Here is a 12,149-nt window from a genome sequence, read left to right as displayed (position 1 = left end):
GGATTTGTTGATCAGCCTTGATATAGCTGAGCCTCCTATGATAGTTGCTGTCTATCACGCTATAGATAATTTAGATTTGACCTATATTTAAATTAGGCATACTTTGATTTAAATCAAAAATGCCGTTGTTATTTTAGCTGTTGCTTTACAGATTGAGCCATTTCCCGTGATAGGTATTTTCAATCACAGAGAACCGTTAATGTACGACGAACGCGAAGAAGACGCTTCATTTCAAGGTTTTACTAATCATTCATGGATATAAAACAACTTAAGTATTTAATCGCTTTAGATCAAACGAAACACTTTGGTCAGGCTGCGACACTTTGTCATATTACTCAGCCTACGTTGTCGATGAGGATAAGGCGTTTAGAAGAAGAGTTAGACCTCGAGTTGATTTCAAGAAGTCAACGTTTTGAAGGGTTTACCGAAGCGGGTGAACGTATATTGGCTTGGGCAAAGACCGTCTTAGCGGCTCATGACGGTTTACAAGCCGAAGCGGCTAACTGCCGTGGTCAGCTGGTCGGCTCGCTAAGAGTTGGCATGGTGCCTTTAGCCAGTCAAAACCCGATGCAGTTGATTAAGCCTTTAGCAGAAAAATTCCCTGAACTTCGCTTTCAAATTTTGTCGATGACATCTGAGCAGATCATAGACCAGCTCAATCGTAACCAACTTGATTTAGGCATGTGTTACACCGACCAGATCAATACGGCTTATTTTGACGTTATAGAAATGAACTCGACGGATTTAGGCATTCTGTATGATAGCCGATTCTTTGATTTTGCTGAGTCGGAAGTCTTATGGGAATCACTCAATAGCATTCCTTTGGGGCTTTTGTCTAAAGGCATGCATTATCGTCATTCGATTGATTTGAGTTTCGGTAGTAAAGGCCTAGTTCCGCAGACTTTGATTGAAAGTAACTCTACGTTTCACCTGATCCAAGCTGTCACCAGTGGCCTGTGCTGTGCTGTTATGCCGCTTAACTCAGGATTGGAAGAGCTCAACGAACAACTGCGTATCGTACCGATAGAAAAAGCCGTGGTGCATTCGCCTCTCGGTCTACTTAAGCGTAAACAAGAACCTTATTCGGCACTCACTGATCAGTGCTTTGCTGAAGCAAAACACTTGTTTAATCAGTGATGTTTGTTTAACCAGTGATATTTATTTAATCAGTAACGTTTTCAGTCTGAGTCGATATCGTCAAGCTGACCGTCTTTCCGGGTGATTTTATGAGATGTATAACTCAATCCTATATTGAACTGCCTGATTTTAATCAAGCGCCTCCACAGCCCAATGCCATGAGCTATCGAGAGCTTACGGGCTATAGCATGGTGGTAGATGTACCTCTGGCAAACGAATCGGCATTGGCGATCAGTTATAACGGGATCAGTCAGGCGGTTATGATGGTGACGCCCGGTCACATGGAAGACTTTGTGCGCGGTTTTAGTTTAAGCACCGGTATCGTAAAAAAATTCAGTGAAATTCGTGATATTGAGATTGGTGGCAATGGTGAATCTCATTTCGCGCAAGTAGAAATCAGCAATCGCGCTTTTTGGGACATGAAAACTCAGCGGCGCAACTTGGCTGGAACCACAGGCTGTGGTTTGTGCGGTGTTGAGGCGCTTGAACAAGCACTTCCTGATTTGGTTCCATTGCCATCGTCATTACCACCCAGTCCACTGGTTTTTCAGGGGTTGAGAGGGCGAATTGCTGAACATCAAAAAGCAGCCAAAATATCCGGTGCTTTACATGCCGCTTTGTTTGCGAATTCGAAAGGAGAAATTTCACTTTGTCGTGAAGACATTGGCCGCCATAACGCACTGGATAAACTAATAGGGGCGATGGCTGTGAACGAGATCAACCCTAAGTCAGGGTTCGTGATTATGACGAGCCGTTGCAGTTTAGAGCTTATCCATAAAGCCGTGCGTGCCGAAATCTCAACCTTGGTTTGTTTGTCGGCTCCGACCTCACTGACGGTCGAATGGGCAAGACGTAATCGCTTAAATCTGATTCACTTACCCAACAGCAGTCCACCTCGTTTATATAGCCCTGCGCCATAAATGTAATGTTTTCGTTTGGATAAAAAGAGAGACCATTGTGTCTCTCTTTGGTTTTTATTATAAATGATTATTGTTTTACGCGGTTTGGTGGTTAATTTATATCCAAATGGCTGTTTTGTTCAATTTAATAGCAAAAAATGTGGTTATAGCGTTGTGTTTCAAAGCTCATTCGATAAGATGAAAACACCTCTAATGACAGAGGTAGGGCAGCAATGGATACGCTGCTTCAATTACTATGGAATGTGACTTAATTATTGGACACATGCATGAAATTCAAGATTACATCACCGATTATTGAACCTACGGAAGGTTCACCACATCAGTTAACGCAAACTCACGCTTCTCGTTTTACCTCTTTTAAGACAAGCTCCCCTTTGAACACCTTGTTCGACCACGTCTCTGCACGCTTCTTTACCGCTTATCGCTCCTATTGTTATTCGTTTTATAACTCTATTTCTATCTGAATTCCTTTGTCATCCGCTCGATGTACGAAGACTCACATCTATAAAAACTAAACAAATAAGTTAAAAACAATGAATATTAAAATGATGGGTAGCTCCCTAATTATCGCTGGTACCGCTCTCGGTGCTGGTATGCTTGCGATCCCAATGGTATTAGCTCAATTCGGATTGCTTTACGGCACACTGCTGATGGTACTGATCTGCTTCGGTACGACTTACGCAGCATTATTACTTCTAGAAGCGACCATCAAAGCCGGTGGCGGTCTAGGGTTGAACTCTATTGCTCGAAAAACCTTGGGTAAACAAGGCCAGTTACTGACTAACGGCTTGCTATACGCGTTATTGATTTGCCTATTGATGGCTTACATTCTAGGCGCAGGTGATTTACTGAGTAAGTTACTGTCTAACTTTGGCGTTGAACTCACCGCGACCACGAGCCAAGTCGTGTTTACGTTACTTGCTGGCGCTGTAGTCGCAAGTGGCACCGGTGTGATTGATAAACTCAACCGTGCACTGTTCTTCGTGATGCTTGCTAGCTTGTTCGCAACCATGGTGTTCTTAGCGCCGAGCATGACTCAAGAAAACTTGATGCAGGTAACCAGTCATGACCACGTTGATCTAATCAAAACCAGTGCCATCCTGTTTACGAGCTTTGGCTTTATGGTTGTGATTCCAACCTTGGTTTCTTACAACCACGAAGCGACAGACAAACAGCTACGTAACATGGTGATCGTCGGTTCTCTGATTCCATTAGTGTGTTACTTATGTTGGTTGTTTGCGGTAGTGGGTAACTTGAGCGAAGAGCAATTCAGAAGCTTCAAGAACGTATCAGATTTGATGGCGGCGTTTGAGGCTCAGTCTCCTTGGGTGGGTAACGTTCTGTCTACCTTCACTGGCTTGGCGTTGTTGACTTCTTTCTTTGGTGTGGCGATGGCGTTGTTCAACCAAAACAAAGACATGTTCAATCAAAATACAGCGGTAACGTACTGCATTAGCTTTATCTTGCCTTTGGCGGGTTCATTGCTTGCAGCTGACAAGTTCCTACAAGTGTTGAACTACGCAGGTATCATCTTAGTGTTCCTAGCTGTGTTTGTTCCTCTGGTGATGGTTCACAAGCAGCGCTTCATGAAAGTAGCGGAAGACAGATACAGCGCTGAAGGTGGCCGACCAATGATGCTTTTCTCATTGCTATTTGGTTGCTTCTTGCTTATCTCACAAGTGATTTAGCAAACCAATTTGGTCGGCTGAATAATTAGGGCGTGTTGACCCTTCGTGGTTAAATTTTGTTCGAGATAAAAGCGTTTTAATCGCGGCGAGGGGGAAGTAGCCTAGTCACTCTAAGCAAATCCCCCTCAACAAAGAGTAAAACGCTTATAGCCGAACCCTTCGGGCAGCGTTTGCTGGCCATTTCTACTACGTTATCGGCTTCTCATGTAGGCTAGCTACACATCGACGCCTCTGCCTTGTATAAATACCCAGCAACTCGCTGCAAAAATCAGCTCGAAAGATCAACACGCCCTAGTCACCAAGTTTCAGCTACAAAAACTTCAGATACAAAAAAAGGAACGCATTGGCGTTCCTTTTTATTATCTGCTCATTAAAAGCAGACTGAGTTAAGTGTTGGCTTGTTAACTGATGCTGGCCAATAAATTAATACGGACTAGCAAGCCAATGTTAACTAACAAACGAATGTTAATTAACAAACCACCTTAACTGCCAAACCACCTTGAGATGTCTCACGGTATTTAGCGTTCATGTCTTTACCGGTTTCTAGCATTGTTTCGATAACTTTATCTAGAGAAACAGTCGGAGCAGAAGAGCGACGAAGTGCCATACGAGTTGAGTTGATTGCTTTAACTGCAGCAATACCGTTACGCTCGATACATGGAACTTGTACTTGGCCAGCAACTGGGTCACACGTTAGACCTAGGTTGTGCTCCATGCCGATTTCTGCAGCCATACATACTTGCTCAGGGCTACCACCCATAAGCTCAGCAAGACCAGCAGCAGCCATAGAACATGCCACGCCAACTTCGCCCTGACAGCCAACTTCAGCACCAGAGATAGAAGCGTTACGCTTGTAAAGACCACCGATCGCACCAGAAGCCGCGAAGTAACGGATGTAATCTTTCTCTGTCACCGTTTGGATGAACTTGTCGTAGTACGCCAATACAGCTGGGATGATGCCACATGCGCCGTTAGTTGGTGCAGTAACAACACGGCCACCGGCAGCATTTTCTTCGTTTACTGCGAATGCAAACATGTTCACCCAATCAACAACCGTCATTGGATCGTTGGTTGTTTTTTCTGAAGTAATCAGAAGTTGGCGAAGTGAAGCTGCACGACGAGGAACACGCAGTGGACCCGGCAAGATACCTTCAGTATTCATACCGCGATCCATACACTCACGCATCGTTCTCCAGATGTTAGCGAAGTAAGTACGAGACTCTTCGTCTGAGTGGAAAGCCGCTTGGTTTTTCATAACCAGTGTACTGATAGAAAGACCACTTTCTTTACACTGATTAACCAGCTCTTCAGCTGTTGTGAATTCGTATGGTGCTTTAATTGGGTTTTCTTCTTCTTTGCCGAAGCTCTCTTCGTCAACGATGAAACCGCCACCAATTGAGTAGTACGTTTTTGAGTAAGCTACTTCGTCGTCAATCCAAGCATGAATGCTCATGCCATTCTCGTGTAGAGAAAGGTTCGAAGTATGGAAATTCATTCCGCCATCTTTCGGGAACGAAACAGTATGACAGTGCATACCAACAGGTAGACGTTCAGTTTCTTCTACGCGAGCAATGAAGCCTGCGATAGAGTCGATATCTACTTTCTCAGGAGTATTGCCAGCAAGACCCATGATGATTGCGATATCGGTGTGGTGACCTTTCCCTGTCAGTGATAGTGATCCATATACGTCCACGGTGATTTTAGTGATGTCGCGCAATTTTCCCATTGAACGTAGGTCATCAATAAATTCTTTACCCGCTTTCATTGGTCCAACTGTGTGTGAGCTCGATGGACCAACACCGATTTTATAGATATCAAATACACTAATCATAGCGATTACCTCAAAAAGAGAGCCTCCCAAGGGGAGTAGGGAGGCTCATTTATTATCATTATATTTTTTGTCTAATCTCGCGATATAAGATGGATGTCATCTTATAAAAAGGACTTGAGATTAAAGAGCGCCGTAGATTACAGAACTAATAGCCGCTAGACCACATAAAGCTGTAAAGATTTGCACAGGTGCTGATGTTTTGTACTTAGCCATTGCTGGTACTTTCTGCATCGCGAATACAGGCATTAGGAACAGGATAGCTGCAATCATTGGAGCACCCATTGTTTCAATCATACCTAGGATGCTTGGGTTAACTACCGCAACAATCCAAGTTGTAACAACGATGAACGCTAGAGATGCTTTCTCAATCGTGCTGATTGAAGAACCAGAGCGAGACTTGATTAGACCAACAAGACCTTCATGAGCACCTAGGAAGTGACCGAAGTAGCTAGAAGTAATCGCTGCGAACGCTACTAGAGGACCCATGTAAGAGATAAGTGGAGACTCGTGAACGTTAGCTAGGTAAGAAAGTACCGAGATGTTTTGCGCTTGCGCTGTAGCTAGTTGCTCTGGAGATAGAGAAAGCACTACAGAGAATACGAAGAACATTACAAAACCCATCAGCATCATTGCTGCGCCGCCAGTGATCGCGTCAGTTTTCTTAACTGCGTCTTCACCGTATACACGACGTTGCTCTTTAGAGAACTGTGAAATGATTGGGCTGTGGTTGAAAGAGAACACGATGATTGGAATCGCAAGCCAGATAATAGAAGGCATTGAAGACCATTCTGGGCTTGTTTCCATCATTGAAGTGTTCCATTCAGGAACTAGGAAGAAAGACAGCGCTAGTAGGACGAATACTAGTGGGTAAACCATTGCTGACGTTGCTTTAAGCATCAGTTCTTTACCGAATACAACACCTGCTGTCATAGCAAGGATCAGTGCACCAGAAAGAAGAGGACGTGGAATAGATTCCATACCCATTTGGTTTACTAGGAAAGAATCAACCGTGTTCGTGATACCAACACCGTAGATAAGAACGATTGGGTAGATAGCGAAAAAGTAAGCAAAAGTAATAATGTTTGCGCCAGTCTTACCGAAGTGCTCTTCAACTGTGTCTGTAATATCAGCTTCAGGGTTTTTAGCAGACAGTACGAAACGAGCTAGAGATTTGTGTGCGAACCAAGTCATTGGTGCCGCGATTAGAGCTAGGATAACTAATGGCCAAAAACCACCCGCACCAGCTTTGATTGGAAGGAATAGTACGCCAGCACCAACTGCTGTACCGAATAGTGATAAACACCAGGTAAAATCTTTATAGTTAAACTTGCTTGAATCTTTAACGGCATTTGCCGAAGAAGTTGTTGTGTTCATGTTAAATTACTCATTTTTTGGGAACAGGAAATAAGTTGGGGCTAATTCTGCAGAATTTTCTTCTGTAAAAAATAGATCTAAATCATGTAATGAAACGGCGTGTCACATGATATGCGAAAAACGGATTTTTGATCACGAAATTGGCGTGCTACAGGTGATTTATGTTCATGCTAGACATTAGTTTTTATTATGCGAATGGCGGGGGTGGTCAGATTTATACCAGGGAAACGTTTGCGTAAAATTGCATTAATAAATCTGTTCTATAGAAAGGATGGATTTTGTTAACAGAGATTAAACAAAACGTAGTTGCTATGTAATTTGTTGCACTACATGTCGCTGCAGAGATTGGATGATTTGTGCTGTAACGCCCCAAATTAGGTGCTCTTCGAAGGGCATCGCAAAAACACGATGCTTGATTTGTTTAACGTTAACTGTGTGGCTGTGTAACTTGGCTTGGTCTAAAACATAGGTGGCAGGCACCTCAAAAATCGAGGCCACTTCGTTCTCATCGATGATGGCTTCATAGTCAGGATCGACCATTGCAACAATCGGTGTCACAGAAAATTTACTAATAGTACTCAATGCAGGTAATTGGCCAACAATTTTAACTTGATCCGATCGAATTCCCACCTCTTCGTGGAGTTCTCTAAGTGCAGTAAATTGCATAGAAGGGTCGGAACGTTCGTGTTTTCCTCCAGGAAAGCTGACTTGGCCTGGATGATGCTTTAAATGAGCGGCTCTTTTAGTAAAAATAACATGTAAACCATCTTCTCGTTCCACTAAACCGACCACCACTGCCGCTTTGCGCAATTGATCGCCACTGATATGCGAAACACGCTCTACAGATTCGGGATGATAGCCAACCGTAGGGTTAAGCTGGAATTGTTGAAGGAAGTTTTCTTTATTCATATCAAGCCAATATATTGATTATTATGATTTTAAGTATAGGCATAACCGTGGGCTGATTACCAATTTTGAGTTTGTCGTCATTTACTTACCCTTAGTTCAGTCATTAACTAAGCATAATAAAGGGGAGGGGGCAGTCACCTATCTCCTTAAAACGAGGGGTTTTGCTATATTCAATATTTGTACATTTCCGAGTAAGCGTTACCCATGTCATAAAATTAGGTGATGAAACGTAGTTTTTTTGTTTAAGAATTTGATAACAATAACTTAGTAGACCATTCTAAAAAGAAATAGAAGAAAAGGTATGAGATGAAAGGAATCATATTCACCGAATTTTTAGAGCTTGTTGAAGACAAGTTTGGGCTAGAGCTTTTGGAAGAAGTTTTAGAGATGTCAGAAGACGAAGGGATCTACACGTCGGTCGGAAGCTATGACCACAAAGACCTTGTCAGGTTGATTATCAACTTGAGTAAGAAAACCGATATTGATGCCGCCAGTTTACAGCGTGTTTTTGGGCAGTCGGTGTTTAAGAACTTATTGGCCTCATTGCCTAATAAAGCGAGCCTTGCTCATAGCACGACCACCTTTCAATTTATCCAACACGTAGAGCGCTATATTCACGTTGAAGTGAAGAAGCTCTATCCGGATGCGGAGCCGCCTGAATTCAGCTTTATTACCACGACTGAAGCACAGCTTGTTTTTGACTATAAAAGCGCAAGGTGCATGTCTCACGTTTGCTTAGGGCTTATTGAAGGGTGTGCTGAATACCACGGTGAATCTATCGCGGTTGAAATGACGCCGCAAAATGATGACCAAAGCGTGGTTAGGTTTAATCTCAAAGTAGAAAAGTGATATGGATCCGGCATCTGCCATAGAGAAGAAACTTAAGCGTCAAATCGCGGCAAGAAAAGCGGCTGAAGCGTTGTTGGAACAAAAGAGCCTCGAACTGTTTGAGGCTAACCAACAGCTTGAGCTTGCTCTGCGTCAGTTAGAAAAGCGCTCTAACGCGAATATACGCCGTATTGAATTCCAAGAACAAATCGACAACCTGTTGATTGATTTCGGGCGCGCGTTCCTTAGAAATGATCTCGATGACGTCATGTTGTCACAATTGACGATGAATGTGACCAACAGTTACTTGATCGAAGCCAGTCGTTTGATTTTGCCTCCCAAGCTGATCCCGCAGTTACACACCTACGACTATGGTGACGAAGCCGTCGAGGTGATAGAGCAATACATTCAAGAACCTCATTGGCAAGGCAACCTGCTAACGGTGCCATTAGAAGTCGAAAAGGTCATAGTCGGCGCGTTAATCGTGAAGGTCAGATTGTTAGACCAGGACTACGAATTCATTCAAAGCCAACTGTTGTTAGTGACCGATCTTATCTGCAGTGCACTAACTCATCAGCTTGCTATCAATCGAAATGTTGAATCACGTAAACGAGCGGAAGAGTCCGAGAGGGCAACGCGCGACTTTGTGGCCATGATTAACCATGAGCTAAGAACTCCGCTCAATGGTTTGCTAGGTAGTGCAGAATTGATCAGTGATACCGAACTCAGCAGTTCTCAGCGTGAAATAGTGAATAACCTGAGCCAATCTGGAGAGTTTCTTAGAACCATCATTAATGACTTGCTTGATTTCAGTAAAATCAATGCAGGGATGTTGGATCTTATTCCTAAGAAATTTGCGTTGCATGATTTGAGAAATACGATTGAAAGTATCTTCGTCAATCGCGCGATTGAGAAGCAGATCGAATTTAATATCAGTGTCGCATCTAACGTACCTTCTCATTTCCAAGGCGATTTAGAACGTATCACGCAACTGTTTGTAAACTTAATCGGTAATGCGATCAAATTTACAGAAGAGGGGCACGTCAATGTCGATATTGAGTGGGACAAAAACCAGTTTGTCTTCTCAGTGGAAGATACTGGGGTAGGCATTGCCGAATCTGCACATAAGACGCTGTTTGAACCTTTCACACAAGCTGATAACTCAAGTAGCCGAAATTATGAGGGCACTGGGCTTGGCTTAGCGATTTGTCGCAAGCTGGTGGCTCTGATGAATGGCGTGATTGGGGTGACCAGTGTTGTTGGCTCAGGCACTACGTTTACCATCTCGATTCCTCTTCAGGTTGTCGATGTACCAGCAGAGAGTGATAGTGTCGCTAGAGGCTTTGAATCTGAAGTCGAATTGTCACTGCTTAAAGTGCTGGTGGTTGATGATATTAAGATGAACCAGATCATCATCCAACAAATGTTACGTAAACATGAGATTGAACCTGCTACCGCGAGCAATGGTGTAGAAGCTTTTGAGCTTGCTTCAGATAATGAATACGACATTGTTTTCATGGATTGCAGAATGCCCGTCATGGACGGATTTGAAGCGACAGAGAAACTTAGAGATAAGGGTTACGTTAGATCTATTGTGGCACTCACCGCCGGAACGACGCTGGAAGAGCGAGAACGTTGTATTCAGTGCGGAATGGATGACATTCTTAGTAAGCCTTACACAGCCAATGATCTTAAAGAAATGCTTAAGAAGTGGGGTCTCTCTGCGGTGAAGGTCGCTTAAACGCGCGAATAATGCGTTGTGAGCAATGCACTCTAGTTCAAAGACTAAAAAAGCCGAAGTGATCTTACGATCCTTCGGTTTTTGTTATTTCGGTTTCTTCTTATATAGAGCTTTCGCTGGCCGTTAAGCAGCGAAACTGTCAGTTAATGACGTTATGCTTAACATTCCTCAAGCACAGGTAGGATACGACTTAGTTTATCCAACGTCTCTTGGTACTCAGAAGCGCAATCACTATCAAATACCACACCACCGCCAGCCCATGCATAAAGCGTATTGTTCTCTGCCACTAACGTACGAATAGTAATGCTGGTGTCCATTCTGCCATTTCGGCTGATGTAGCCAATACTGCCGCAGTACGCTGAACGTCGATGCGGTTCTAACTCTTCAATGATCTGCATCGCGCGAACTTTTGGAGCGCCGGTAATCGAGCCTCCAGGGAAACAGGCTCTCAGAAGGTCAGTTGCAGAATATTGGTCATCAAGGTCCGCTCGTATCGTGCTCACTAAGTGGTGCACAGCAGGGAAGCTTTCAATATCGAAGAGCTTTGGTACATGAACCGATCCCGGCTTTGCGACTCGGCCAATATCATTACGAAGCAGGTCGACGATCATCAAGTTTTCTGCCTGATCTTTATCGGCGTTGACTAGGTCTTGTGCGTTGGCATCATCAATCATAGGGTTTTCAGAACGAGGGCGTGTGCCTTTGATCGGTTTTGTTTCAATGGTGCCACTATTAAGTTCTAAGAATCGTTCAGGCGAAACACTGATGATTGCGCAGTCGGTCAAACGGATGAAGCCAGAAAAGGGCGCCGAGTTGTATTGTTCCAATTTGTCATAGGCTAGCCATTCACTGCCTTGGTATTGGGCATTGAAACGCTGAGCCAAGTTAATCTGATAGCAATCGCCGGATAACAGGTACTCTTGAACACTATCGAATTTCGTTGCGTAGTTCTGTTCGCTCATGTTGGATTGCCAAGGTGTGGTTAATCCAAAGGGCGCATGTGTTCGGTTTGACCGAGCCACTTGCTGCATCAGCCAATCATGATGTTCATCGATATTGCTGCCGACAATACACGCCGTTTTTAATTGATGGTCAACGATCACAGCCCACTCATACAAACCAACCGCCATGTCTGGTGCTTCAATGTCTCGCTTTGCGAGTGAAGGAAGTGTTTCAACTCTGCGCCCCAAATCATAACTAAAGTAGCCCAATGCACCGCCAACGAATGGCAACTCAGCGTGTTCTTTAATCGCAGGTAATAACTGTTGCTGATATTGGTCGAGTAGTTCGAAAGGATCGGAGTCTGAAACCTCGCACTCTTCATTAACATTAACGGTCGTTTCTGCACCGATAGTTTCGAAGGTGGCGATGGGTTGAGCAACTAAAATGTCGTATCGACTATCAACGTGGCTTTCTGAAGCAGAGCGTAATAGCATTGCCCACGGTAGGTTTTCAATATGGGAAAACAGCTGTTTAGCTAAAGTTGATTGATATTCAAGCGGCTTGATTTGGATAGAGCGAAATTCGTTGTTATTCATTTGTTTAATTTGTGACAAAGAGTTCGATCACTGCATGGCGTGTGAGAGGAAGCAAGAGTATCATAAATTGAAAATAAAATGGGTTCTTGATTAGAACGGTGTAATACAAGTGGTTTAGTTTACAGCTATGCAAGCGATTGCTAAAGCAACTAAATACAGCTCAACACAATAAAAAGCTAAGCC

General features: G+C 43.6%; 10 protein-coding genes. 6 read left to right on the top strand and 4 right to left on the bottom strand.

Annotated features, from left to right (window positions below; genetic code table 11):
• The first annotated feature begins 252 nt into the window (after positions 1 to 252).
• The 4 genes from AACT19_RS13505 (at position 253) to AACT19_RS13490 (ending at position 3,745) form a co-directional block, all read left to right on the top strand.
• On the top strand, positions 253 to 1,137 hold the full coding sequence (locus AACT19_RS13505) for a LysR family transcriptional regulator (protein WP_004734714.1): 885 nt from the start codon (positions 253 to 255) through the stop codon (positions 1,135 to 1,137).
• A gap of 89 nt (positions 1,138 to 1,226) precedes the next feature.
• The gene (gene fdhD, locus AACT19_RS13500) at positions 1,227 to 2,057 is read left to right on the top strand and encodes a formate dehydrogenase accessory sulfurtransferase FdhD (RefSeq protein ID WP_076646707.1); all 831 of its coding nucleotides are present in this window, start codon (positions 1,227 to 1,229) and stop codon (positions 2,055 to 2,057) included.
• 266 nt (positions 2,058 to 2,323) lie between these two features.
• Positions 2,324 to 2,521: a hypothetical protein gene (locus tag AACT19_RS13495; RefSeq protein WP_131825228.1), complete on the top strand. Its 198-nt coding sequence runs from the start codon at positions 2,324 to 2,326 to the stop codon at positions 2,519 to 2,521.
• Positions 2,522 to 2,602: 81 nt separating this feature from the next.
• Entirely contained in the window at positions 2,603 to 3,745 is a 1,143-nt protein-coding gene (locus AACT19_RS13490) for an amino acid permease (protein ID WP_102462093.1), read from the top strand.
• Between the two features lie 469 nt (positions 3,746 to 4,214).
• Here the strand turns inward: AACT19_RS13490 and AACT19_RS13485 are convergent, their stop codons facing one another.
• The 3 genes from AACT19_RS13485 to AACT19_RS13475 form a co-directional block, all read right to left on the bottom strand.
• On the bottom strand, positions 4,215 to 5,576 hold the full coding sequence (locus AACT19_RS13485; RefSeq protein WP_076646703.1) for an L-serine ammonia-lyase: 1,362 nt from the start codon (positions 5,574 to 5,576) through the stop codon (positions 4,215 to 4,217).
• A 120-nt stretch (positions 5,577 to 5,696) separates the two neighbouring features.
• Positions 5,697 to 6,950 carry an aromatic amino acid transport family protein gene (locus tag AACT19_RS13480; RefSeq protein WP_017091019.1) on the bottom strand — a complete coding sequence of 418 codons (1,254 nt, stop codon included), beginning with the start codon at positions 6,948 to 6,950 and terminating at the stop codon, positions 5,697 to 5,699.
• 309 nt (positions 6,951 to 7,259) lie between these two features.
• Positions 7,260 to 7,859, bottom strand: coding sequence for a CoA pyrophosphatase (locus AACT19_RS13475; protein ID WP_004734720.1), 600 nt, complete (start codon positions 7,857 to 7,859; stop codon positions 7,260 to 7,262).
• 306 nt (positions 7,860 to 8,165) lie between these two features.
• On the opposite strand from AACT19_RS13475, the gene AACT19_RS13470 reads away from it, so the two are divergent.
• The gene (locus tag AACT19_RS13470; RefSeq protein WP_017080579.1) at positions 8,166 to 8,708 is read left to right on the top strand and encodes a heme NO-binding domain-containing protein; all 543 of its coding nucleotides are present in this window, start codon (positions 8,166 to 8,168) and stop codon (positions 8,706 to 8,708) included.
• A 1-nt stretch (position 8,709) separates the two neighbouring features.
• Complete coding sequence (locus AACT19_RS13465; RefSeq protein ID WP_076646701.1) at positions 8,710 to 10,428, top strand: ATP-binding protein; 1,719 nt, start codon at positions 8,710 to 8,712, stop codon at positions 10,426 to 10,428.
• 158 nt (positions 10,429 to 10,586) lie between these two features.
• Here the strand turns inward: AACT19_RS13465 and pabB are convergent, their stop codons facing one another.
• Positions 10,587 to 11,966 (bottom strand): aminodeoxychorismate synthase component I, encoded by a 1,380-nt coding sequence (pabB, locus tag AACT19_RS13460; protein WP_076646699.1) that lies wholly within the window; start codon positions 11,964 to 11,966, stop codon positions 10,587 to 10,589.
• Between the last annotated feature and the right edge of the window lie 183 nt (positions 11,967 to 12,149).

This window comes from Vibrio sp. 10N.222.47.A9 (assembly GCF_963872585.1).
Classification (GTDB): Bacteria; Pseudomonadota; Gammaproteobacteria; order Enterobacterales; family Vibrionaceae; genus Vibrio; species Vibrio splendidus.
This window is presented reverse-complemented; position numbering and strand designations above follow the sequence as displayed.

Excerpts from the sequence above, each read along its gene's own strand:
- AACT19_RS13470 (WP_017080579.1), top strand. The coding sequence starts at position 8,166 with ATGAAAGGAATCATATTCACCGAATTTTTAGAGCTTGTTGAAGACAAG.
- AACT19_RS13485 (WP_076646703.1), bottom strand. The coding sequence starts at position 5,576 with ATGATTAGTGTATTTGATATCTATAAAATCGGTGTTGGTCCATCGAGC.
- AACT19_RS13505 (WP_004734714.1), top strand. The coding sequence starts at position 253 with ATGGATATAAAACAACTTAAGTATTTAATCGCTTTAGATCAAACGAAA.
- AACT19_RS13475 (WP_004734720.1), bottom strand. The coding sequence starts at position 7,859 with ATGAATAAAGAAAACTTCCTTCAACAATTCCAGCTTAACCCTACGGTT.
- fdhD (WP_076646707.1), top strand. The coding sequence starts at position 1,227 with ATGAGATGTATAACTCAATCCTATATTGAACTGCCTGATTTTAATCAA.
- AACT19_RS13480 (WP_017091019.1), bottom strand. The coding sequence starts at position 6,950 with ATGAACACAACAACTTCTTCGGCAAATGCCGTTAAAGATTCAAGCAAG.
- AACT19_RS13465 (WP_076646701.1), top strand. The coding sequence starts at position 8,710 with ATGGATCCGGCATCTGCCATAGAGAAGAAACTTAAGCGTCAAATCGCG.
- pabB (WP_076646699.1), bottom strand. The coding sequence starts at position 11,966 with ATGAATAACAACGAATTTCGCTCTATCCAAATCAAGCCGCTTGAATAT.
- AACT19_RS13490 (WP_102462093.1), top strand. The coding sequence starts at position 2,603 with ATGATGGGTAGCTCCCTAATTATCGCTGGTACCGCTCTCGGTGCTGGT.
- AACT19_RS13495 (WP_131825228.1), top strand. The coding sequence starts at position 2,324 with ATGAAATTCAAGATTACATCACCGATTATTGAACCTACGGAAGGTTCA.